This is a genomic window from Microbacterium commune, assembly GCF_014836945.1.
GTDB lineage: Bacteria > Actinomycetota > Actinomycetes > Actinomycetales > Microbacteriaceae > Microbacterium > Microbacterium commune.
This window is the reverse complement of sequence record NZ_JACSPX010000001.1, coordinates 636321-658518: the sequence shown is the minus strand read 5'-3', so window position 1 is coordinate 658518 and position 22198 is coordinate 636321. Positions and strand designations below refer to the sequence as shown.

Sequence of the window (22198 nt, the reverse complement as noted above, 5' to 3'; positions counted from 1 at the left end):
TCACAGCAGACCCACCTGCTGCGCGACGTGGATCGCGCGGGAGCGGCTGTCGACGTCGAGTTTGGTGAAGATGTGGGCGATGTGGCTCTTCACGGTCGCCTCGGTCACGAAGAGCGCCTTGGCGATCTCGCGGTTCGCAGCTCCCGTGGCCAGCAGCCGCAGCACCTCGACCTCGCGGTCGGTGAGCTTGGGCAGCGGGTTGCGCATGCCCTGCAGCACCCGGGCCGCGAGTTCGGGGGAGAGGATCGTCTCGCCGGCATGCGCACGACGGATGCCGTCGATGATCACCTCGGGGGCGACATCCTTGAGCAGATATCCGGCGGCGCCCGCCTCGATCGCGCCGAGGATCTCGGCGTCGCGATCGAAGGTCGTCAGGATCAGCACGGCGGGTGCGGGGTCGAGGCGGCGCAGCGCGGCGGTGGTGCGGATGCCGTCGATGCCGGCCCCGAGGCGCAGATCGCACAGCACGACGTCGGGCCGCAGATGACCGGCCAGGGCGATGGCCTCTTCGCCCGTCGCCGCCTCGCCGACCACGCGGACCGTGTCGGTGTCGAGCACGCTGCGCAGGCCGCTGCGCACGACAGGATGGTCGTCGACGAGCAGGACGGTGGTGGTCACGGGGTCTCCTTCGTCTCGGGCGACTCGGCGGGTGCGGGCGCTGTGGAGTGCACGGGCGCGGGTCGCTCGGATACGGGTGCTGCGGTCTGCGCGGATGCCGGTGACACCGGTTCGGGGTGGATGGGCACCGACACCGAGATCGCGGTGCCCTCGCCGGGTGCGCTCTCGATGTCGAGGCCGCCGCCGAGCTCGCGCAGCCGGGCGCGGATGAAGCGCAGCCCGTAGCTCGACGAGCCAGACTCGACGTCGCGCTCCCAGCCGGGCAGATCGAATCCGGTGCCGTCGTCGATGATGTCGAGTCGCACCGATCCGGCGTCGTCGATCAGGCTGACCACGACCCGGGATGCCTTGGCGTGCAGCCGCACGTTGGCCAGCGCCGACTGCGCGGTGCGCAGCAGCGCGACCTCGACGGGCGTCGGCAGTGCCGGCAGAGACTCGTCGACGTGCAGCTCGGTACGCAGCGGCGACTGCTGCCCCGCCTCCTGCTCGGTGCGCTCGAGCATCCGCTCCAGCGCTTCGGCGAGCCCGTTCTGATCGAGTTCTGCGGGGGCGAGCGCGGCGACGATGCGCCGGACATCACCGAGGCTGGAGCCTGCGAGGTCTTCCAGCTGTGTGAGGGTGCGGGCGGCTTCGGCATCGGTGCTGCGCGCGGCTCCTGCGTGGGCGAGCAGCCGGATCGACGAGAGCCCCTGCGCCACCGTGTCGTGGATGTCACGCGAGATGCGGGTGCGCTCGGCGATCGCACCTGCTTCGCGCTGCGCGAGGGCGAGTTCGTCCTGCAGCTCGGCCATCTCGTGCTGCGCGCGGGTGAGCGAGCTGAGCAGCCGCTCCCGCTCGGCCGCGTCGCGCAGCAGCTGCAGATACCCCCGCGAGATGCCGAACGCGAAGATCCCGCCGATGAGCGGGCCGAAGATGTTCGCGTAGCTGGTGGCGCCGTGGTGCACGATCGGCCCGAGCACGACGACCGCGAAGACCACCCCCGAGAAGACCAGGCCCCACCGCAGCGGCAGCAGGTGCCCGGCGAGCAGCCACAGCAGGAAGGCGATCCACACGAACTCCGGCGAGACGGCGACGGCGGCGATCCACACGGCGGCGAAGCCCACCAGCCACCAGACGGCCGCGCCGTGCGCGCGTGCGCGCAGCGGCAGCAGGGCTCCGGCGGTGTGCCAGGCGAGGATCGCCACGCCGGCGATGATCGCCGCGGCGATCGGCGTGCCCGCGGTGACCGCACGGATCACGCCGATCCCGGCGAGCCCCGCGGCGATGACGTGCTGGCCGATCTCCATCGCGCGCACCGTCGGGGCGGCAGACGTGGGGCCCATCCGGCCACCGTGCCCGCGCTCGCGGCGGCCGCGACCGGGCATCCGGCCGCTGCCGCCGGGCTGGTCACCCGCGCCGCCCCCGCGGCCGGGCATCCCGGCCGTACCGTCCGGCTCGTCACCGGGTGACGGCGTGCTCACGAGGCTCATGGGTCGATTCTTCCTCTGAACCGCTCTCCGGCGAAGAGTCGGGGCGGCTCGGCCACCAGATGCGGTCGCCGACGAGGGCGAAGATCGCGGGCACGATCACGGTGCGCACGACCAGCGTGTCGACGATCACGCCGACCCCGACGATCAGGCCGAGCTGACCGAGAGTGACCAGGGGCAGCACTCCCAGCGCCGCGAACACGGCTGCCAGCACGATGCCCGCACTGGTGATCACGCCGCCGGTGTGGGTGACCGCCTCGACGATGCCGACGCGCGTGCCGCGCGCCGCGGCCTCGTCGCGAGCGCGGTGCACGAGGAAGATCGTGTAGTCGATGCCGAGGGCGACGAGGAACAGGAACGCGAGCAGCGGCACCTGCAGGTCGAGAGCGTGCTGACCCAGCAGCACCCGGCTCAACCAGGCGCCGGCGCCGATTGCGGCGACCGCGCTGGCGAGGTTCACCAGAAGCAGCAGCACCGGCGCGACGACCGACCGCAGCAGCACGAGCAGCACGATGAAGCTGACGGCGAGCACGAGCGGGGCGATCAGCAGCAGGTCCTGCTGGTTTCCGGTGCGGGCGTCGAGGTCGGTGGCCACCGCGCCGCCGACCAGGGCATCCGCACCGGGGACGACGTGCACGGCATCGCGCAGCTCGGCGATCTGATCGAGGCTCTCGGTCGTGCTGGGGGCGTACTCGCTCGTGACCATGAGCTTCGTCAGCGACCCGTCGGCGGTCTCGCCGGCGGGATGCGCACGCACCACGCCAGCCACGTCGTCGATCGCGGTGAGCACGTCGTCGGCGCGGTCGCTGTCGGTCACGATGAGGATCGGCTGCGCCTCGCCGGCGGGGAAGTGCTGCGAGAGCACCTCGAGGCCCGTGGCCGACTCGGACTGCACGCGGAACTTCTCGATCTGATCGAGTCCGACCGAGGTGCCCACGAGGCCGGTGGCCATGACGGCCAGCAGCGCCACGCCGCCGATCAGGCTCAGGACGGGTCGGCGCACGACCCGGGTGGCGAGGCCTCGCCAGGCGCGACCCTGCGTGCGGGTCTGCCCGGGGCGCGGCACGAACGGCCAGAAGATGCCGCGGCCGCACACGGCCAGCAGCGGGGGCAGCAGGAACAGCACGGCAGTCAGGGCGATCAGCAGGCCGATCGCGCTCGACACTCCCAGGCCGTGCGTGCCCGGGATGACGGCGAGCACGAGGGTGAGCAGCGCGAGCACCACGGTGACGTTCGACGCGAGGATGGCGGGCGCCGTCCGGCGCCACGCGATGCTCAAGGCGTGCCGGTGGTTCTCGGTCTCGAGCAGCTCCTCGCGATAGCGGGAGATGAGCAGCAGCGCGTAGTTCGTGCCGGCACCGAAGACCAGCACGCTGATGATGCCGGCATCGAACTGCAGGTTCCAGGCCGATCCGGCGGCCGCGGTCATCCGCCCGGCGAGGCCGTCGGCGAGCGCGACGACGATGAGCGGGATCAGCCAGAGCACCGGGGAGCGGTAGGTGATGATCAGCAGCACGGCGACGATGAGGATCGTCACGAGCAGCAGCGTGAAGTCCGCGCCCTCGAAAGCGGAGGCGACGTCGGCGCCGAACGCGGGCCCGCCGGTGACCTGCGAGGTGAGTCCGTCGATCGGCTCCTCGGTGAGGTCTGCGCGGATGTCGCCGACCACCTCCGCCGTCGCGGTGTTCGTCTCGCCGACGGAGATCGGGGCGACGAGCAGGGCTGCCTTGCCGTCTTCACTCACCAGGGGGCCGGTGGCATCGGCATCCGTCCGCTCGTCGAGCACGGGCAGCAGGTCCTTCAGGCCGGTGAGGTCGGCATCGCTGAGCGCCGCCCCGTCGTCACGTGTGGTGACGACGAGCACCGACTGCCGATCCGCGTTCGGGAACTCATCGAGAAGCGCGCTGGTGCGGGCGGATTCCGAGTCCGGCGGCGCGGCGGCGTTGCCCTCCGGGGCCTCGGCCGAGCCGAACGCGCCGAACAGCAGCACCATCACGAGCAGGGCGAGACCGAGCGACACCCACGCGCCTCGGCGCGAGGTCAGCCGGTCGGAGAAGGAGGGGTGAACCGCAGAATCTGGCATGACATCCACTCCACCAGCGCGCCGACTGCGGCACATCGCGAGCAAGGGTGAAGTGCACGTCAGTCGAAAGGATGAGACGCCCGACCGGCGCGCCCGCGTGTTCGGTCGAAATTCCGCCGACGCGTACCCGAAAAGTGTCGTGGGACGAGGCCTTGACGCGATAGTCTCATCGGTACCGACGCGAGCGGATCAGAACCCGAGCCCAGCTCGACGCGACGACCGGTTCCGCGCCCTCACGGCACGGAACAGCGGCGGTGACGGCGGTGATCTGTGCAGCGGCGCGAGCTGCTCGACGACGCGGGGAGCTGGCTTGCGGTGAACGGTTCAGAGTCGAATGCGGTGATCATCGGCGGTGCCCTCGAACTGGCCCAGCTGCTCGCCGACACGTGTCGAGAACTGGGGTTTCATCCCGCACTCGTCGCGCTGCAACCGGACAGCATCACCGTGATCCGCGAGCAGGCACCGCGGCTCACCCTTCTGGTCGCCGACGAGCCGGGGCCGGCGGCACTGCAGCTCGTACGAAGCATCCGAGCCGCCAGCGCGACCCATCTCATCATGCTGTCTGTCCTCTCCGAGCCGGCCGATGTGCTGCACGGCTTCGATGCCGGTGCCGACGATTTCCTGACTCTTCCCGTCCGCCCGCTGGAGCTGAGGGCACGCATCGGGGCACTCACACGCCGATCGGCCGGACACGCGGGATCGGCCGGGCAGGCGCCGACCCGTCCGTCCGGTGCAGCGGAGGGCGCCCCCGCGGCAGCGAGCGCCGCAGCGCGCAACCCGTCGGCAGACCTCGACCTGACCGGGCAGGACGACGAGGAACGGTGGCTGCGATACGGCGGCATCGCGCTGAACCAGCGCAGTGGCATGGTGCTGGTCGACCAGCGGGAGATCCGTCTCAGCCCGGCGGAGTTCGACGTGCTGGCCACCCTGCTGCAGTCCAAGCGTCGAGTGCGCAACCTATCCGATCTCGCGCTCGTGATGCGCGGAAAACCGACCGGGGAGTGGTACGAGGTGGATGAGTCAGAGAAGGCCAGGGTCGACGCGTGCATCTTCGAGCTGCGGCGCAAACTGGGAGACACCCCTGACGGATCGCGGTACATCGAACGTGGTCCCGGCGCCGGTTACAGGCTCTCTGCGCAGTGACCGGTGGTCGTCGTCCGCAACGTGCGCAGAGAGCGCGCGTTGACACGGGTAACCTTGTCCCCGAGGCGAGCAGGGGGAGATTCCGCGATATGCGCCGTACGTCGTCGATCCTGCGCTGGCAGATGATCTGCACCGGTGCCATGGTGAGCGTCGCGCTGATCATCGCGATACTCAAGCCCGCCGTCTTCGGACATGCGCTCTTCCTGATGGGGCTGACGCTGATCGTGCTCGTCACGATCGGCGCGTTCCTCGCTCCCTGGCACCGGATGCCCGGGTGGGTCACTATCGTCGTGCCGTTCCTCGACATCCTCGGGATCGGCTTCGCCGTCTCCGCCCAGGACATGCGGGTCGGCTTCCTGTGGGTGATCCCCGTGGCCTGGCTCGCCACCTACCACGCGGGGTGGGTGGTGGCCGCGGCGGTCGGCTTCGTCTGCGCATGCCTCACCGCATTCGCCGGCGGGCAGGGCACGCCCTCCGACACCGCGGTCCGGGTGGTCATCACCGCCCTCGCGCTCAGCTTCCTCGGCACGAGCATCCAGGTCGGAGCGCGGCAGAGCCGGGCCACGCGCCGACTGCTGCGGCGACAGTCGGACCAGATCAATCGCACGGCGGACCGCGCCGCCGGTCACGAGCGCAGAGTCACCGACATCATCGACGCCCTCGACACCGCACTCGTCACGGTCGCCAGCGACGGCGGCATCCTGAAGATGAACGAGACGTACCGCGCGCTGTACGGCAGAGACCGGTACGGGGCTCAGCTGCCCGCTCAGGCCGTCGAGTACGACGACCATCGAGGCGAGCCGCTGCGTCGCGGTCACACCACGCTCGCACGTGCCGCCCGTGGTGAGCGGCTTCAGGCCGAACGCGTGTGGCTCTACGACACGCTCGGCCGATGGCGTGCGCTGGATGCGACCACGCATCCGACCGCGCCCTTGACCGACGACACCGAGACGACGCTGCTCATCCTCGACGACGTCACCGAGCAGCTCGAAGCGAGCGCGGACAGGCAGAAGATGGTCGCGATCGTCTCGCACGAGCTTCGCAACCCGCTCACCGCCATCATCGGGCACGTCGACCTGCTGCTCGACCGCGATGATCTTCCGCCTCGGGTGCACGAGCAGCTCGAGGTGATCCTGCGCGCCGGGGAGCGGATGCAGCATCTGGTGAGCACCGCCCTCGAGACCGGCCGTGCGGCGTTCACCGAACCCGAACCCGTCGACCTGCGCGTGCTCGCCGACGCCGCGGTCGAGCTGTTCCTGCCGACCGCCGCCGGCAAGGGGCTGAACCTGTCGGTCGTCGGACTCGAGACGCTGATGACCACGGGTGACGCCTTCCGACTGCGGCAGGCTATCGACAACATCCTGAGCAATGCGGTCAAGTACACCCCCGGTGGCGGCAGCGTCTTCATCCGACTCGGGATCTCGCGCGATCAGCGGGCGCAGGTCACGATCTCGGACACCGGGGTCGGCATCGCCGCCGATGATCTGGAACGGCTCTTCGAACCCTATTTCCGCACATCGGATGCCGTGCACAGCGGCATCCCCGGCACCGGACTCGGCATGGGCATCGTGCGTGCCATCGTCGAAGAGCACCACGGCGAGCTGACCGTCACGAGTCAGCCGGGCGAGGGCACGCATGTCGAGATGCGATTGCCCACCCACGCGGCCCCCGCGATGAGCGCCTCCCGCAGCGAGACCCCGATCGAGGAGAGTCGATGAGCGACAACGTCCACGTGTACGCCGGTCTGTATGCCGGGCTGCCGCAGGCCCTCATAGCCGTGGTGACGATCTGCACGGCCGCGGTCGTCGGCCTGGTTCTGCTGCACCGCCCCGACCGAGCGGCGGCGGCCTGGTCGACCGCGTTCGCACTGGGGCTGCTGGGGACGTACATGTGGGTGGCGGCCATCGAGCTGCAGCTGCCGGCGGTGCGTGCGCTGGCATCCGGACTGCTGCTGTGCGCCGAGCCGCTGATCTGGCTGGGGGTGCGACTCTTCGCCGGCCGTCGGGCGACGTGGCCGGCCGCTGTGCTGTTCGTCGCTCTCGTTCCGATCATGCTCGCGCTGACCGTCGACAGCGACGTGTTCCCCATCTTCTTCCGGGTCTGCTTCGCCGGCGCCGGGGTGTTCGCGGGCCTGATCGCCTTCGATCTGGTGCGGCTGAAGGGCGTGCCGCGTGACATCCTCCTGCCGCTCATGCTCTCGTCGGGCGGCTTCGTGCTCGTCGCCGCGCTGAACCTGGTCTGGACGATCTCGTTCCCGCAGACGTCCGGTGAGGAGCAGGTCGCCGTCCTTCGCGACATGAACGTGATCGGCACGATGGTGACGAGCATCACGGCCACGCTGACCATCATTCTGCTCGTGCGCATGCAGCCGACCGGCCAGGCGGCCCGCTCGGCCGCTCCGGATGCGGCGATCCGCGAACGCGTCGATCGTGTGCGCGCCCATCAGGAGCCCGCGTGGTCGCTGCTCGATGTGCGACTGGACGACGTGCGCGATCTGCGTGAATCCTCGGGGGCGTCTGACTTCGCGCGGCTTCTGACGAGGTTCCGGTCGCGGGTCGTCGCGGCACTGCCGCCGACGGCTGATATCGCGGTCGTCGACGACAGTCGTCTGCTCGTGCTGATACCCGGGAGTGACGAGGCGGTGACCCACCACCTGCGCACCCTGCTCGAGCGCGTCTCGGCGATGGATCGCCGGGAGAGCACGACCGCGATCAGGATCTCGGCCAGCGTCGGCTGGGCCACCATGCTGGACGCGCGTTTCGACTACGACAAGCTCCTCGAGCTCGCCGCACAGCGCGCCGAGAGCGCCAGCGAGCTCGGTGGCGACCGGTGGGGACGCCCGCGTCGAGACGCCGTCACGATCGCCGACGGTGAGACCTCCAACCGGTGACGACGTGCGCGCCGTCGCTCGGCACGCCGCTGGTCCCGAATGGCCGCATCGACGCGTGCGAGGCGGCCATTCGGGACCAGAGAGCAGAGCGGGCGGATGCTAGCGGTCTGGGCTCGCAGTGCTGAACGGGCAGCGGTCGCGTCGCGGCCGCGACGGACGACCCGGCTACTCTGAGAGGGTGATCCTCGCCGTCGACACCTCGCTCGGAACGACCGTCGCCGTCGTCGACGCCGACGGCCGCACGCTCGCCGAGGCGAGCACCCCCGATCCGCTCGGCCACGCCGAGGTGATCGGCGATCTGCTCGCCCAGGTGGTGCGTCCGGGCATCACGCATGTCGTGGCAGGCATGGGCCCAGGGCCCTTCACCGGCCTGCGCATCGGGATCGCCGCCGCGCGCGCGTTCGCGCTCGGTCGCGGGGCGCCGCTCATCCCGATCCCCAGTCACTTCGCGATCGCTCTCGACGCGAGTGCGGACGGACCGTTCGCGGTGGTCACCGACGCCCGCCGCCGCGAGATCGCGGTGAGCGTGTTCGACGGGGTGGATGCCGACGGCATCCCGGCACTCGTCCGACCGACCCGTCTCGAGAAGCGCGGCGTCGAGCTCGACGAGCCGGTGCACGAGACCACCGAGCTCTCCGCCGCGGCACTCGCCCGGGTCGGCGCCAGGGCGATCGCGGCCGGCCGTGTGCTGGCCGACGCCGAACCGCTCTATCTGCGCTCGCCCGACGTCGTGCAGCCGGGCGCTCCGAAGCGGGTGAGCTCGTGACCCTGCGGACCGCGACCCTCGACGACCTCGCCGCGATCATGGACCTCGAGCGGCGCGGATTCCCCGCCGACGCGTGGAGCGAGCGGACGATGGGCGCCGAGATCTCGAGCCTGCACAACGTCTACCTCGTCGACGTCGAGGGCGAGCACGTGGTCGGGTACGGTGGCGTGCGCGCGCTGCGGGGCTCGTCGGACGCCGACATCCAGACGATCGCGCTCGATCCGTCGGTGCGCGGCCGGGGGAGGGGGCGGGCGCTGCTGAGCGCGCTGATCGCGACCGCGCTCGATCGCGGGGCGCGCGAGCTGTTCCTCGACGTGCGTGACGACAACACCGTCGCGCGGGCGCTGTACGCCTCGGAGGGCTTCGTCGAGCTGGGACGGCGACCCGGGTACTACCAGCCGGATGACGTGGACGCGGTGGTGATGCGCCTGGACCTGCGGTCGTGGGCGGATGCCGCAGATCCGGATGCCGCAGATCCGGATGCCGCAGATCCGGATGCCGCAGAGGAGGCGAGCGCATGACCGGACCCCTGGTGCTCGGGATCGAGACGAGCTGCGACGAGACCGGCATCGGCATCGTGCGCGGCCGGCAGCTGCTGTCGAACACGATCGCCTCGAGCATGGACGAGCACGCCCGCTACGGCGGCGTCGTGCCCGAGGTCGCCGCACGCGCGCACCTCGAGGCGCTGCAGCCGTCGATCGAGCGCGCACTGACCGAGGCCGGAGTCACGCTCGATGACCTCGACGCGGTCGCGGTGACCAGCGGACCCGGCCTCGCCGGAGCGCTCATGGTGGGCGTCGGCGCGGCGAAGGGCCTCGCAGTCTCGCTCGGAAAGCCGCTGTACGCGGTGAACCATCTCGTCGGGCACATCGCCGCCGACATCCTCACCTCCGACGATCGCGCCACCGCGCCGCTCGAGTACCCCACGATCGCCCTGCTCGTCTCCGGCGGGCACACCTCGCTGCTGCACGTGCGCGACCTGACGACCGACGTCGAGCTGCTCGGTGAGACCGTCGACGACGCCGCGGGCGAGGCCTTCGACAAGGTCGCCCGGCTGCTCGGCCTGCCGTATCCGGGCGGGCCGCAGATCGACATCGCGTCCGCCGACGGCGACCCCAGGGCGATCCGCTTCCCGCGCGGGCTGTCGAAGGCATCCGACATGGCGAAGCACCGGTACGACTTCTCGTTCTCGGGTCTGAAGACCGCCGTCGCGCGCTGGGTCGAGCGGGCTGAGGCGGCCGGAGAACAGGTGCCGGTGGCGGACGTCGCCGCGAGCTTCCGCGAGGCGGTGATCGACGTGCTCGTCACCAAGGCGCTCGCCGCGTGCGAAGACCGCGGTGTGCCACGTCTGCTGCTGGGCGGCGGCGTGATCGCCAACCGACGGCTGCGTGAGGTCGCCCTCGAACGGGCGGCGGCAGCCGGGGTCGCCGTGCGCATCCCGCCGCTGTCGCTGTGCACCGACAACGGAGCCATGATCGCGGGCCTCGCCGCCGAGCTCATCGCGAACGGCCGCGGGCCGTCGACGCTCGGCTTCGGCGCCGATTCCACGCTGCCGGTGACCGAGATCCAGGTGAGTCCGGCATGAGCGACCCGCGCATCGAGCAGCCCACTCCCGAGGTCGAGCGGCCAGGCGGCGGTGCCGCGGTGCCCGGTGCGTCGAAGGGGTACGCCAAGCTGCCGACCGCGCCGGTGCCGGTCGAGCGCACCGCGGCCGCGCATCCGGATGCCGACGAGCCGTCGCCCCTGGAATGGGAGCCGTCGACCGGGGCGACTCCCGTCGACGACGCCCGTCTCGCCCCGTGGGCGCTGGTCGCGGCGATCGTCGCCCTCGCGACGTCGATGTTCGTGGGCTGGGGGATTCCCGTCGCGATCATCGCGGTGATCTCCGCGATCATGTCGCTGCGCCGTCCGGTCGAGAACCGGTCGGTGGCGATGTGGGCGCTGGTGCTGGGATCGTGCGCCACCCTGTTCAGCGCGGGGTGGCTGGTGTGGGCGGCCATGCAGCTCGAGAAACTGGGGTGATGGATGCTGAACCAGGCGGAGAGCTCACGACGACGTGAGCTGCAGCGCCGGGCGTTCGCCGCGGGCGGCGGGGTGACCGAGGCGGAGCTCGCCGAGCTGCGGGGTCTGGATGCCCGTGCCGCCGCCGGGGCCGAGACCATGCCGCTCGCTGGGTCGGCGAGGCAAGATCCCGTCTCGGCGACGGAGCCGGCGGGGACGGCGGGGATGTCTGTGCCGGCGGGGCCGCCGGCATCGATGGCAGCTCTCGGCGAGTCCGTGCAGCGTGCGCCGCACGAGCCGGATGGGCAGCCGGCCGAGCCGGCCGCTGCGCCGACGCGCCGACGTCCGAGTGTCGCGGCGCTCGTCCTCTCGACGCTGATCGCGCTCCTGCTGGGGTTCGGCGGCGCCTGGATGCTGCTGAGCCGCGACGGCACGCCGGCCATGACGGCCGAGCAGGCGAAGGCCATGGCCGAGATCGAGGAGACCGCACGCTTCGATCCGGGGTCGATGACGTACCTCGGCGAGCGGTACGGCGCCGCCGTGTGGCGCGCATCCGCCCGGGACGGCGAGGAGACCTGCCTGGCCATCCACGTCGTCGATCGCAGCGACCACCAGTGCATGCCGCCGCCGGACGAGGACACGCCGTACGCGCAGCCGGTGGGTGTCTCGCTGAACCGGTCGGACGGCGATGCGCAGTGGTCGTACTGGGCGTCGCTCGTGACCGACATCGCCGGGCGCGAGGCGCTGATCGTACAGCGATACGACATGGCGGCGGGCTTCGACTGGGAGGCGCAGTACACCCCCGACGAGCGGCGCTACATCAGCATGCTCGAAGCCGAGGGCGTGGTTCCGAGCTCCCTGCAGATCATCGGCTACGACGGTGACGTGCCGGTCTTCATCTCGCAGGACGAGCGCACCTGCGTCTACGCCGTCGATACGGCGACAGATGCCGTCGTGCAGTCCTGCGATCCATCCGACGGCGTCTACTTCCTGCAGGTTCAGAACGCGACGTACGAGGTGCGTGAGTCCAGCAGCCGCGGTCCGACGCTGACGGTCATCCGGATCCCCGATTCGATCGTCTGCGACGTCGACTCGGGATACTGCGGCACCGTCGACGGCGCGGGTGCGTCGGAGGGCTGATCACACCCGGTCGGCGAGGATCGCCACTCGGCCGGACGTCGTCCGGGTGAGGATCAGCGTCGCCGCCGCCGATCCCTTCAGGCTCAGCTTCTTCCGGAATGCCGCGGGGTCGATGTCCATGCCGCGCTTCTTGATCTCCAGCCGCCCGATGCCGTGGGCGCGCAGCGCCTGATTGATCGTCTTCACATGGGCGGGCATGGTCTCGCGCACGCGGAACGACTGCACGAACGGGGAGGTGAGCGCCGCGTCGCCGGTGAGGTACGCGATCTGCTCATCCACCATCCCCGCCTCCAGCATCCGGGCCACCTCGCCGATCAACCGGGCGCGGATCACCGCGCCGTCGGGCTCGTGCAGGTAGGCGCCGAGCGGGCGCACCGGTTCGTCGTCGGCGTCGGCCGCGGCCGTGATCTCGTGCGTCTCGCCCGCCTGCATCACCAGGGCAGAGCGCCGGATGCCCGCACGCGCGAGCTCGCCGCTCCACAGCACCAGCTCGACCACGCTCCCGTCCGCGCTCACCCATTGCGCCTCGACGTCGTCGGGGATGAGATCTCGATCGAGGCCGGGGCCGAGCTTGATCCCGGCGGGATGCGCTTGCGCGACCTCGAAGCACCAGTCCAGCGACGGCGACCAGTCGGCGGCGGAGGTGCGCGTCGTCTCGCTGTGCCCGGCCGTCCGCCGAGCGGGGTCGAGCCAGACGGCGCCCTCGTCCGGGAGGCTGGTCTCGGCGGTCCCCTGACGCACGCTCGCGTCGGGGAACGGTGCCAGGTTGTACGCGGCGATCGCCGAGGTCACCTCATCGGCATCCACCGCGTCGACGGCGAGACCGGCGCCCGCGAAGGCGAGGCTGTCGCCGCCGATGCCGCAGCCGAGGTCGGCGACGTGGGTGATTCCGGCGCGCCGCAGCCGGATCGCGTGCATCGTCGCGACACTCAGGCGCGTGGCCTGCTCGAGCCCGGCCCGGGTGAACAGCATCCGGTCGGCGAACTCGCCGAACTTCGGCCGCGCCTTCACCCGCAGGCGGGCCTGGCCGACCACGGCCGAGACAAGGTCGGGGGAGTGGCCGGCGGCGCGCAGCCGCGATACGGACCGCGCGACGTCGGCCGACGACTCGACGCTCCCGGTCTCGTCGAGCAGCGCGAGACCCTCACGCGTGAGCAACGCCGTCAGCTCAGACATCTCCACCCGCCCAGCCTACGGCGGGGCGCGCGGAGCCGCGTGCCGTGAGCCCGCTCGTCGGCTGGGCCCGTATGGCCGCCTCGTGGGGTGGGTCGCGGCCATTTGGGCCCACCGCGTAAGAGATGGAGCATGCCGAACGGCTGGCACTCGCATTGCGTGAGTGCCAGCCGTCGGCATAGACTGGAGTTAGCACCCTCACCACGAGAGTGCTAATGATCTTCTGAACACAGTCACGAAAGAAGAGGTACACCGTGTCGGTTTCCATCAAGCCGCTCGAGGACCGCATCGTCATCCAGCAGGTCGAGGCAGAGCAGACCACCGCAAGCGGTCTGGTCATCCCCGACACCGCCAAGGAGAAGCCCCAGGAGGGCCAGGTCGTGGCAGTGGGCCCCGGCCGCATCGACGACAACGGCAACCGCGTTCCGCTCGACGTCGCCGTGGGTGACCGCGTGCTCTACAGCAAGTACGGCGGCACCGAGGTGAAGTTCGGCGCCGATGAGTACCTCGTGCTCTCGGCTCGCGACGTGCTCGCCGTCGTCGTCCGCTGACGCGGTTCGACACCAGCGCCCAGCGGGCCCGGACGCCAGGGCATCCGGGCCCTCTGTCGTCGCGCCCCGTCCCGAAACGGGGCGACTCCCGCCGCTAGGCTGTGTCGGTGAGTACGAGCCGCAGCGGGATCCTCTACACGATCGGGGCGTACCTGCTCTGGGGTGCTCTGCCGCTGTACTTCCTGGCACTCGTGCCGACCGGCCCGTGGGAGGTCGTCGCCTGGCGGGTGCTGCTGTCGTTCGTCTTCTGCGGCATCCTGCTCACCGTCACGCGCGGATGGCCGGCGCTCATCGCCATCATCCGGCAGCCGCGGCTGCTGGGATGGACGGCCCTGGCCGGAGTGCTCATCTACGTCAACTGGCAGACGTTCCTCATCGGCACGCTCACCGGGCACGTCATCGAGACCAGCCTCGGCTATTTCATCAACCCGATCTTCACCGTGCTGCTGGGCGTGTTCGTGCTGCGCGAGCGCATCCGCCGGCTGCAGTGGATCGCGATCGCGGTGGCGGCGCTCGCGGTGGTGGTCATCGTCGTCGCGTACGGCGCCTTCCCCTGGATCGCCCTGACGCTCACCGCCTCGTTCGGCATCTACGGGCTGGTGAAGAAGCAGATCGGCGCGGCGGTGGATGCCATCAGCGGCCTCACCCTGGAATCGTTCTGGCTGATCCCGATCGCCGTGGTGACGCTCATCGTCGTCGCCCAGACCGACGGCATCACGCTCGGTCAGGTCTCGCCCCTGCACACCCTGCTCGTCGCGGGCGCCGGGGTCGCCACGGCCGTGCCGCTGCTGCTGTTCGCCGCCGGGACCCGACGCATCGACCTGAGCCTGGTCGGGATGCTGCAGTTCATCACCCCGGTCATGCAGTTCGTGGTGGGGTGGGCGCTGCTGGGGGAGCCCATGCCGCTGGAGCGCTGGATCGGCTTCATCATCGTGTGGATCGCGATCCTCGTGTTCGTCGCCGATCTGCCCATCCACAACGGTCGTTCGCGCGCCGCGGCATCCGTCGATCCGGTCTGAGCGGCCGGCGCCGCGCCCGGCGCGATCGTTAGGCGACCGAGACAGAACGCGCGCATGCGAACCAATAGGGTGAGAGCACCCGATGTGGATATCCACGTTCAGTTACGCAAGGGAGCAACATGAACGCAATGAAGGGCTCGCGTCCGGCGAGGATCTTCGCGGCGGCTGCGATGGTCAGCGCCTCCGCACTCATCATCGCGGGCTGCAGCAGCACGCCCGCAGACAACCCCAGTGACGAGCCGGCAGGCGACAAGCCCGCAGCGGCGGATCTCACCCTCAAGCTCGGCTCGCTGTTGCCGGTCTCCGGCCAGCTCGCGTTCCTCGGCGCTCCCATGGAGGCCGGTGTCGCGCTCGCCGTCTCGCAGATCAACGACGCCGACGCCGGCGTGCAGGTCGAGCTCACGAACGCCGACGAGGGCGACCTCGACAACAAGGCGTACGAGACCTCCATCACCAAGCTGCAGAGCGCCGGGATCACCGCCATGATCGGTGCGGCATCGTCGTCGGTCTCGAAGCTCATCCTCGACAGCAACGTCGGAGCGGGCATCGTCACCGTGTCGCCGTCGAACACGTCGGCGGACTTCACGGGTCTGAGCCCGATGTACTTCCGCACGGCGCCGAGCGACAACCTGCAGGGCGAGGTGCTCGGCAACCAGATCGCTGAGGACGGCAACACCACCCTCGGCATCATCTACCAGAACGACCCGTACGGCACGGGCCTGGCAGAGGCGATCAAGGCCACGTTCGAGTCCGCCGGCGGCAAGGTCGTCGCCGAGGCCTCGTACAACCAGGGCGACGGCCAGTACAACGCCCAGGTGCAGACGGTCTCGGCCGCCAAGCCCGACGCCGTGGCCATCGTGTCGTACGAGCAGTTCAAGACGATCGCCCCGCTGCTCGGCAACGCGGGCATCGACACCGGCAAGCTGTACATGGTCGACGGAAACCTCTCGAACTACGGCAAGGACAACCTGCCGATCAAGCTCGAGGGCTCCAAGGGCACCCGTGCCGGCGCCGAGCTTCCCGACGACTTCCTCGAGCAGCTGAACGCGGTCTGGACCGAGGCCGGCAACGACGAGATCAACGACGTCACCTACTCGGCCGAGGCGTACGACGCGACGATCCTCGTCGCGCTGGCAGCGCTCGAGGCACGCTCGGTCGAAGGCAAGGACATCGCCTCGAAGATGCGCGAGGTCTCCGGCGGCGAGGGCGACGGCGAGAAGTGCACCACCTTCGAGGAGTGCGCGCAGATCATCAACGACGGCGGCACCGCCGACTACGAGGGCCTGTCCGGCTCGGTCACGTTCGATGAGAACAACGACCCGAAGGGCGCGGCCATCGGCGTGTACGAGTACGGCGCCGACAACAACAACACCCGCATCAAGTAAGCAGCGCGAGAAAGCCCCGGATGCCGATCGGCATCCGGGGCTTTCTTCATGCCCGGCCGCAGGGGGCGGGTGACAGCGGAATCAGGTGTCAGGCGGCGTCCTGGCCCAGCGTCCCCAGGTACAGGCCGATCACCTTCGGATCGTTCAGCAGGTCGCGGCCGGTTCCCTCGTAGGCATCCCGGCCCTGGTCGAGCACGTACCCGCGGTCGCAGATCTGCAGGCAGCGGCGTGCGTTCTGCTCGACCATGATGGTCGTGACGCCCGCCTTGTTGATGTCGGAGACGCGGATGAACGCGTCATCCTGGCGCACGGGCGAGAGGCCGGCCGAGGGCTCGTCGAGCAGCAGCACAGACGGGTCCATCATCAGGGCACGCGACATCGCGACCATCTGGCGCTCGCCGCCCGACAGCGAGCCGGCGCGCTGGTTCAGGCGCGTGCCGAGCTCGGCGAAGATCCCGGTGACGAACTCGAGACGCTCGGCGTAGATCTTCGGGTTCTGGTACAGACCCATCTGCAGGTTCTCGGCGATGGTCAGCGAGGGGAACACGTTGTTGGTCTGCGGCACGAACGCCACGCCCTTCGACACGAGCTTGTCGGCCGTCAGGCCCACGATGCTCGACCCGTTCAGCGTGATCTCGCCGTCGCGCACCTGCACCATGCCGAAGATCGCCTTCAGCAGCGTCGACTTGCCCGCGCCGTTCGGTCCGATGATCCCGATGAGCTCGCCCTTGCGAGCGACCAGGTTCGCACCGTTGAGGATGTTCACGCCCGGGAGGTAGCCCGCGTGCACGTTCGTGAGTTCGACAACGACCTCGTCGGAGGCATCCATCACTTCTTCTCCTCTTCGGCATCCGCCTCGAGCTCGGCTTCGGCCTCGGCCTCGATCTTCTCGCGCAGCCGCGTCGCGGCGGCTCCGGAGCCGGCGTCGTCCGGGATGACGATCCGGCCGGTGACCGCACCGAGATCCACATCCTGATGCGCGCCCAGGTACGCGTCGACCACGGCCGGGTCCTCCATGACCGTCTCGGGCGGGCCCTCGGCGACCACGCGGCCCTCGGCCATCACCACGACCCAGTCGGCGATGTGGCGCACCATGTGCATGTCGTGCTCGACGAAGAGCACCGTCATGCCGCGGTCCTTGAGACCGAGGATGTGCTCGAGCAGCGACTGGGTCAGGGCGGGGTTCACCCCGGCCATCGGCTCATCCAGCATGACGAGCTGCGGGTCGCTCATCAGCGCCCTGGCCATCTCGAGCAGCTTGCGCTGCCCGCCCGAGAGCGCGGCCGCGAAGTCCTTCTCCTTGGCATCCAGCTTGAAGAGCGTCAGCAGCTCCCGCGCCTTCCGCTCGATCTCCACTTCCTTCTTCTTCCAGATGGCGGGGACCAGGCTCGCCCAGAACCGCTCGCCCGGCTGATCGGGCGAGCCGAGCTTCATGTTCTCGAGCACGGTCAGCAGCGACAGCGCCTTGGTGAGCTGGAAGGTGCGCACCTGTCCCATCCGCGCCACCTTGAAGGAGGGGATGCCGGCGAGGTTCTTCCCGTCGTACTGCCAGGTGCCGCTGCTGGGCCGGTCGAAACCGCAGAGCAGGTTGAACAGCGTCGTCTTGCCGGCGCCGTTGGGGCCGATCAGAGCGGTGATCGCACCGCGCGGGATCTCGAGGTGCTCCACGTTGACGGCCGTCAGGCCGCCGAAGTGACGTTCGACTCCGTCGACGACGAGGATCGGATCGACCTTCGCCACCCCGGGGGCCGCCGGCCCCTTCGCGAGGCCGGTCGACTTCTGGCGCGTGACCGGAACGGAGGCCGCGTCCGCAGCCCCGACCGGCTGATTCTCATTTGACAAAGGTCATCTCCCTCTTGTCTCCGAGGATGCCCTGCGGGCGATAGATCACGATCAGCATCAGCGCCACACCGGCGAGGATCCAGCGCACGATCTCGGCCTGCGACGACGACATCGGCAGGTAGCCGGCCGTCGCCATCTGGGGGAGCAGATTGCCGAGGAAGGCGAACAGCACCCAGAAGAGCACGGCGCCGAGCGTCGGGCCGAAGACCGTCGCCGCGCCACCGAGCAGAAGCACCGTCCACAGGAAGAACGTCAGCGACGTCGAGTAGCTGCCCGGCACGACCGCCGAGGGCAGCACGAAGACGATGCCGCCCGCGGCGCCGATGACGCCGCCGACGACGAGCGCCTGCATCTTGTACGCGAACACGTTCTTGCCGAGCGAGCGCACCGCGTCCTCGTCCTCCCGGATGCCCTTGAGCACGCGGCCCCACGGGCTGCGCATCAGCGCCCAGACGAGCAGGATCGACACGGCCAGCAGCATCAGGCCGAACACGATGTTCCACAGCTCCGTGGCGTTGTAGGTCCACGGGCCGAACCCGTAGGTGCCCTCCGGGATGGGGTTCGCCGCACGGAAGCCCTCGTGGTAGCCGCTGCGGCCTCCGGCCGCGCCCGTGACGTCCTCGAACAGACGGGTGAGGAACAGCAGACGCACCACCTCGGCGGTCGCGATGGTCGCGATGGCGAGGTAGTCGGCGCGCAGGCGCAGGGTCGGGATGCCGAGCAGCAGCGCGAACAGCGCACCGCCGGCCAGGCCGATGAGCATGCCCAGCCACCACGGCGCGCCCAGGGTGAGCACGGGGATGGCGTAGCCGTATGCGCCGACGGCCATGAACGCGGCCATGCCGAAGTTGAGCAGTCCCGCGTAGCCGAAGTGCACCGCGAGGCCGGTGGCAGCCAGGGCGTACGCGATGGTGACCGGGCTGAACAGGTATGCGGCGGTGTTGCCGAAGATCGATCCGAAGTCCACGCGTCAGCCCAGCCTTTCCTTGCGACCGAACAGACCCTGCGGTCTGACCAGGAGGATGACCACCAGCGCGACCAGGGCGGTGGCGTACTTGAGGTCGGAGGGGACGCCGAGCAGCGTCGAGACCTCGACCGAGATGCCGACGATCAGCGATCCGATCAGGGCGCCGATCGCCGAGCCCAGGCCGCCGAGCGTTATCGCGGTGAAGATCAGCAGCAGCATCTGCATGCCCATGTCCCACTTCACACCGGGACGGAAGTAGGCCCAGAGGATGCCCGACAGCGCCGCGAGCGAGCCCGAGATGATCCAGACGATCCGCACCACCCGGTCGACGTCGATTCCCGAGGCCGCGGCGAGCTGCGGGTTGTCGGAGATCGCGCGGGTGGCCTTGCCGATGCGGGTGCGAGTGAGGAAGTAGGCCATCCCGAGGATGGCGGCGAGGCTGATCGCCATCGCGATGAGGTCGATGTACGACAGCGAGATCGGGCCGAGCCGCATCGGGGCGGGGCTCGAACCGGGCAGCTGCGCGGTGTCGCCGCCGATCATGTACTGCAGCACGTAGCGCAGCGCGAGCGAGAGTCCGATGCTGACGATCATCAGCTGCACGATGCCGAGACCGCGTCGGCGCAGGGGGCGCCAGATCCCGGCATCCATCGCCCAGCCCAGCGCACCGCCGCCGATCACCGCGGCGATGATCCCGGCCCACAGCGGCAGGTTCCAGAACGATGTGAACAGCACCACCACGACGCCGCCCCAGGTGACCATCTCGCCGTGCGCGAAGTTGGAGAGGCGGGTGGTGCCGTAGATCAGCGCGGCACCCATCGAGGCGAGGCCCAGCAGCAGACCGAAGTTGATGCCGCCGATGGTGCGCGAGATGAGCTGGTCGAGGAAGGAGACGGTGACGCGCTCACCCTGTCCGAGGAACAGGTTGACGATCTTCGTGCCGGTGAGGCCGAACTCCGCCTCGAACGAGCCGCTCGTCCCGTCGACGGCGGTCACGCCCTCGGGCAGCTGCGAGGTGTCGACGATGACGCCCTTGGGGAGGGTGTCCTCATCCACCGCGATGGTGTACTTCTTCTTCTCGGGCACGTAGAGCTTCCACTTGCCGTCGGCGCCGGTCTGCGTCTCGCCGGTGAAGCCGTTGCCGTCGACCGCCAGCTTCACGCCCTCGATCGGCTCGCCCTTGTACGTGATGTTGCCGGCGAAGTAGAAGTCGGTGACCTCCTGACCGTCCGGCGTCGTCTCCGCATGCGCGGCACCGGCCGGCATGCCGAAGACGAGGAAGGCGGCGAGCAGCATCGCGAACAGCGCGAGCACACCGTTTCGGGGGCGCTGAAGCGCCGCAGTTCTGAGTCCCACGCATCCTCCACATCGAGTGCATCGAGCGACTTCGGGTCGTCGCTCCGCTTGGACGTCGCACTGAGCGTATCCCGTCGTCGGCACGCATCGCACCATCCGTGTCCTGATCGGAATCTCGGGAGTGTCCGACCTGACGTGCATGGCGTTCCCGACGTTCTCGGCGTTCTCGGAATAACGCGGGCGCGAGCGCGCTTAGAATCTATACACCGTCACACCATCTCCGGTCGCAGACGTTCCCGCGCATTCGCCATTCGATCGCGCCTCCGGCGCAGAGGAGCACGCTTTGATGCAGCAGCACGACCCGTTCGGTTTCGTCGGACTCACCTACGATGACGTGCTCCTCCTTCCAGGGCACACCGACGTCATCCCCAGTGAGGCCGACACCTCCTCGCGGATCACGCGGCGCATCTCGGTGGCCACCCCGCTGCTCTCCAGCGCAATGGACACCGTGACCGAGGCCCGCATGGCGATCGCGATGGCGCGCGAGGGCGGCATCGGCATCCTGCATCGCAACCTGTCGATCGCCGACCAGGCCGCGCAGGTCGACCGGGTCAAGCGCAGCGAGTCGGGCATGATCACCGACCCGATCACCACGACCCCGGACGCGACCGTCGAAGAGGTCGACAACCTCTGCGCGCGCTACCGGATCTCGGGGCTGCCGGTCGTCGACGAGGCGGGCCACCTGGTGGGCATCATCACCAACCGCGACATGCGCTTCGTCTCGGGCTTCGAGCGCCAGACCACGCTGGTGAAGGACGTCATGACGAGCGAGAACCTCGTCACCGCTCCCGTCGGGGTTCCCGCCGGCGAGGTCATCGCCCTGTTCGCGAAGCACCGCGTCGAGAAGCTGCCGCTGATCGACACCGACGGAACGCTCGCGGGCCTCATCACGATCAAGGACTTCGACAAGAGCGAGAAGTACCCGCTCGCCACCAAGGACGACCAGGGCCGCCTGCGCGTGGGCGCGGCGATCGGCTTCTTCGGCGACGCGTGGGAGCGAGCCGAGGCGCTGCGGGATGCCGGTGTCGACCTTCTCGTCGTCGACACCGCCAACGGCCAGTCGCAGGGCGTCATCGAGCTCGTCAAGCGGCTCAAGGCCGACCCCACCTTCGAGCACATCGACATCGTCGGCGGCAACGTCGCCACCCGCGAGGGTGCGCAGGCGCTGGTGGATGCCGGCGTCGACGCCGTCAAGGTCGGCGTGGGCCCCGGGTCGATCTGCACAACCCGCGTGGTCGCCGGTGTCGGCGTGCCGCAGGTGACCGCGGTCTACGAGGCGTCCCTCGCGGCCGGCCCCGCCGGTGTGCCCGTGATCGCCGACGGCGGCCTGCAGTACTCGGGTGACATCGCCAAGGCGCTGGTCGCCGGGGCCGACGCCGTCATGCTGGGCTCGCTGCTCGCCGGCACCGACGAGTCTCCGGGCGAGATCGTCTTCCAGTCGGGCAAGCAGTTCAAGCAGTACCGCGGCATGGGGTCGCTGGGCGCCATGCAGACCCGCGGCAAGCAGACCTCGTACTCGAAGGACCGCTACTTCCAGGCCGACGTCCCCAGCGACGACAAGCTGATCCCCGAGGGCATCGAGGGGCAGGTGCCGTACCGCGGTCCGCTCTCGGCCGTGGCGTACCAGCTGATGGGCGGTCTGCGTCAGTCGATGTTCTACGTCGGCGCCCGCACCATCGAAGAGCTCAAGGCGCGCGGCCGCTTCGTGCGCATCACCGCGGCGGGCCTGAAGGAGTCGCACCCGCACGACGTGCAGATCGTCGTCGAGGCGCCCAACTACAAGAAGTAGGGTCCCGGC

The 22198-nt window shown here is 69.8% G+C and carries 20 protein-coding genes; 12 read left to right on the top strand and 8 right to left on the bottom strand.

The features are described from left to right. From H9633_RS03080 to H9633_RS03070, 3 genes are read right to left on the bottom strand one after another with little or no spacing between them, the layout of a single operon-like run. Window positions 1-618, bottom strand: a complete 618-nt coding sequence (locus tag H9633_RS03080) for a response regulator (protein ID WP_191712046.1) — start codon at window positions 616-618, stop codon at window positions 1-3. Continuing rightward, window positions 615-2087, bottom strand: a complete 1473-nt coding sequence (locus H9633_RS03075) for a sensor histidine kinase (RefSeq protein WP_225211036.1) — start codon at window positions 2085-2087, stop codon at window positions 615-617. Before H9633_RS03075 ends, H9633_RS03080 begins: the two co-directional genes overlap by 4 nt. Then, entirely contained in the window at window positions 2056-4167 is a 2112-nt protein-coding gene (locus H9633_RS03070; RefSeq protein ID WP_191712045.1) for an MMPL family transporter, read from the bottom strand. The genes H9633_RS03075 and H9633_RS03070 overlap by 32 nt, the downstream gene beginning before the upstream one ends. A gap of 315 nt (window positions 4168-4482) precedes the next feature. Between H9633_RS03070 and H9633_RS13205 the strand changes: the two genes are divergently transcribed. From H9633_RS13205 to H9633_RS03030, 8 genes are all read left to right on the top strand, one after another. Continuing rightward, window positions 4483-5310, top strand: coding sequence for a response regulator transcription factor (locus tag H9633_RS13205; RefSeq protein ID WP_191712044.1), 828 nt, complete (start codon window positions 4483-4485; stop codon window positions 5308-5310). Window positions 5311-5399: 89 nt separating this feature from the next. After that, on the top strand, window positions 5400-7028 hold the full coding sequence (locus H9633_RS03060) for a sensor histidine kinase (RefSeq protein WP_191712043.1): 1629 nt from the start codon (window positions 5400-5402) through the stop codon (window positions 7026-7028). Next, window positions 7025-8200 carry a hypothetical protein gene (locus H9633_RS03055; RefSeq protein WP_191712042.1) on the top strand — a complete coding sequence of 392 codons (1176 nt, stop codon included), beginning with the start codon at window positions 7025-7027 and terminating at the stop codon, window positions 8198-8200. The genes H9633_RS03060 and H9633_RS03055 overlap by 4 nt, the downstream gene beginning before the upstream one ends. Before the next feature lie 178 nt (window positions 8201-8378). Next, window positions 8379-8966 carry a tRNA (adenosine(37)-N6)-threonylcarbamoyltransferase complex dimerization subunit type 1 TsaB gene (gene tsaB / locus H9633_RS03050; protein ID WP_191712041.1) on the top strand — a complete coding sequence of 196 codons (588 nt, stop codon included), beginning with the start codon at window positions 8379-8381 and terminating at the stop codon, window positions 8964-8966. Further along, window positions 8963-9487: a ribosomal protein S18-alanine N-acetyltransferase gene (gene rimI, locus H9633_RS03045; RefSeq protein WP_191712040.1), complete on the top strand. Its 525-nt coding sequence runs from the start codon at window positions 8963-8965 to the stop codon at window positions 9485-9487. Before tsaB ends, rimI begins: the two co-directional genes overlap by 4 nt. Further along, window positions 9484-10551, top strand: coding sequence for a tRNA (adenosine(37)-N6)-threonylcarbamoyltransferase complex transferase subunit TsaD (gene tsaD / locus H9633_RS03040; protein ID WP_191712039.1), 1068 nt, complete (start codon window positions 9484-9486; stop codon window positions 10549-10551). The genes rimI and tsaD overlap by 4 nt, the downstream gene beginning before the upstream one ends. Then, entirely contained in the window at window positions 10548-10988 is a 441-nt protein-coding gene (locus H9633_RS03035; protein ID WP_191712038.1) for a hypothetical protein, read from the top strand. Before tsaD ends, H9633_RS03035 begins: the two co-directional genes overlap by 4 nt. 3 nt (window positions 10989-10991) lie before the next feature. Continuing rightward, on the top strand, window positions 10992-12107 hold the full coding sequence (locus H9633_RS03030) for a hypothetical protein (RefSeq protein ID WP_191712037.1): 1116 nt from the start codon (window positions 10992-10994) through the stop codon (window positions 12105-12107). Here H9633_RS03030 and H9633_RS03025 read toward each other — a convergent pair whose 3' ends face one another. Further along, a complete protein-coding gene (locus tag H9633_RS03025) occupies window positions 12108-13289 on the bottom strand; it encodes a class I SAM-dependent methyltransferase (protein ID WP_191712036.1) in 1182 nt (393 codons plus the stop codon). It abuts the gene before it with no gap. A 245-nt stretch (window positions 13290-13534) separates the two neighbouring features. On the opposite strand from H9633_RS03025, the gene groES reads away from it, so the two are divergent. From groES to H9633_RS03010, 3 genes are all read left to right on the top strand, one after another. Next, window positions 13535-13831, top strand: coding sequence for a co-chaperone GroES (gene groES / locus H9633_RS03020; protein ID WP_099196502.1), 297 nt, complete (start codon window positions 13535-13537; stop codon window positions 13829-13831). A gap of 107 nt (window positions 13832-13938) precedes the next feature. After that, the gene (rarD, locus tag H9633_RS03015) at window positions 13939-14850 is read left to right on the top strand and encodes an EamA family transporter RarD (protein ID WP_318247177.1); all 912 of its coding nucleotides are present in this window, start codon (window positions 13939-13941) and stop codon (window positions 14848-14850) included. Between the two features lie 119 nt (window positions 14851-14969). Further along, window positions 14970-16235 carry an ABC transporter substrate-binding protein gene (locus tag H9633_RS03010; RefSeq protein ID WP_191712034.1) on the top strand — a complete coding sequence of 422 codons (1266 nt, stop codon included), beginning with the start codon at window positions 14970-14972 and terminating at the stop codon, window positions 16233-16235. Between the two features lie 88 nt (window positions 16236-16323). Here the strand turns inward: H9633_RS03010 and H9633_RS03005 are convergent, their stop codons facing one another. Genes H9633_RS03005 through H9633_RS02990 form a run of 4 tightly spaced genes read right to left on the bottom strand, consistent with a single transcriptional unit; the run spans window position 16324 to window position 20340 of the window. Then, entirely contained in the window at window positions 16324-17064 is a 741-nt protein-coding gene (locus H9633_RS03005; RefSeq protein ID WP_071642778.1) for an ABC transporter ATP-binding protein, read from the bottom strand. After that, complete coding sequence (locus tag H9633_RS03000; RefSeq protein ID WP_071642776.1) at window positions 17064-18077, bottom strand: ABC transporter ATP-binding protein; 1014 nt, start codon at window positions 18075-18077, stop codon at window positions 17064-17066. The genes H9633_RS03005 and H9633_RS03000 overlap by 1 nt, the downstream gene beginning before the upstream one ends. Further along, a complete protein-coding gene (locus tag H9633_RS02995) occupies window positions 18067-19044 on the bottom strand; it encodes a branched-chain amino acid ABC transporter permease (RefSeq protein ID WP_191712033.1) in 978 nt (325 codons plus the stop codon). The genes H9633_RS03000 and H9633_RS02995 overlap by 11 nt, the downstream gene beginning before the upstream one ends. A gap of 3 nt (window positions 19045-19047) precedes the next feature. Then, on the bottom strand, window positions 19048-20340 hold the full coding sequence (locus H9633_RS02990) for a branched-chain amino acid ABC transporter permease (RefSeq protein WP_071642788.1): 1293 nt from the start codon (window positions 20338-20340) through the stop codon (window positions 19048-19050). A gap of 346 nt (window positions 20341-20686) precedes the next feature. On the opposite strand from H9633_RS02990, the gene guaB reads away from it, so the two are divergent. Further along, on the top strand, window positions 20687-22189 hold the full coding sequence (gene guaB, locus H9633_RS02985; protein ID WP_071642773.1) for an IMP dehydrogenase: 1503 nt from the start codon (window positions 20687-20689) through the stop codon (window positions 22187-22189). The last annotated feature ends 9 nt before the right edge of the window (window positions 22190-22198 follow it).

Coding starts and splice junctions, on each gene's coding strand:
- H9633_RS03030 (WP_191712037.1), top strand. CDS start 10,992: ATGCTGAACCAGGCGGAGAGCTCACGACGACGTGAGCTGCAGCGCCGG.
- H9633_RS03010 (WP_191712034.1), top strand. CDS start 14,970: ATGAACGCAATGAAGGGCTCGCGTCCGGCGAGGATCTTCGCGGCGGCT.
- H9633_RS03060 (WP_191712043.1), top strand. CDS start 5,400: ATGCGCCGTACGTCGTCGATCCTGCGCTGGCAGATGATCTGCACCGGT.
- H9633_RS03070 (WP_191712045.1), bottom strand. CDS start 4,167: ATGCCAGATTCTGCGGTTCACCCCTCCTTCTCCGACCGGCTGACCTCG.
- guaB (WP_071642773.1), top strand. CDS start 20,687: ATGCAGCAGCACGACCCGTTCGGTTTCGTCGGACTCACCTACGATGAC.
- H9633_RS02990 (WP_071642788.1), bottom strand. CDS start 20,340: ATGCTGCTCGCCGCCTTCCTCGTCTTCGGCATGCCGGCCGGTGCCGCG.
- H9633_RS03075 (WP_225211036.1), bottom strand. CDS start 2,087: ATGAGCCTCGTGAGCACGCCGTCACCCGGTGACGAGCCGGACGGTACG.
- H9633_RS03035 (WP_191712038.1), top strand. CDS start 10,548: ATGAGCGACCCGCGCATCGAGCAGCCCACTCCCGAGGTCGAGCGGCCA.
- H9633_RS03055 (WP_191712042.1), top strand. CDS start 7,025: ATGAGCGACAACGTCCACGTGTACGCCGGTCTGTATGCCGGGCTGCCG.
- H9633_RS03005 (WP_071642778.1), bottom strand. CDS start 17,064: ATGGATGCCTCCGACGAGGTCGTTGTCGAACTCACGAACGTGCACGCG.
- tsaD (WP_191712039.1), top strand. CDS start 9,484: ATGACCGGACCCCTGGTGCTCGGGATCGAGACGAGCTGCGACGAGACC.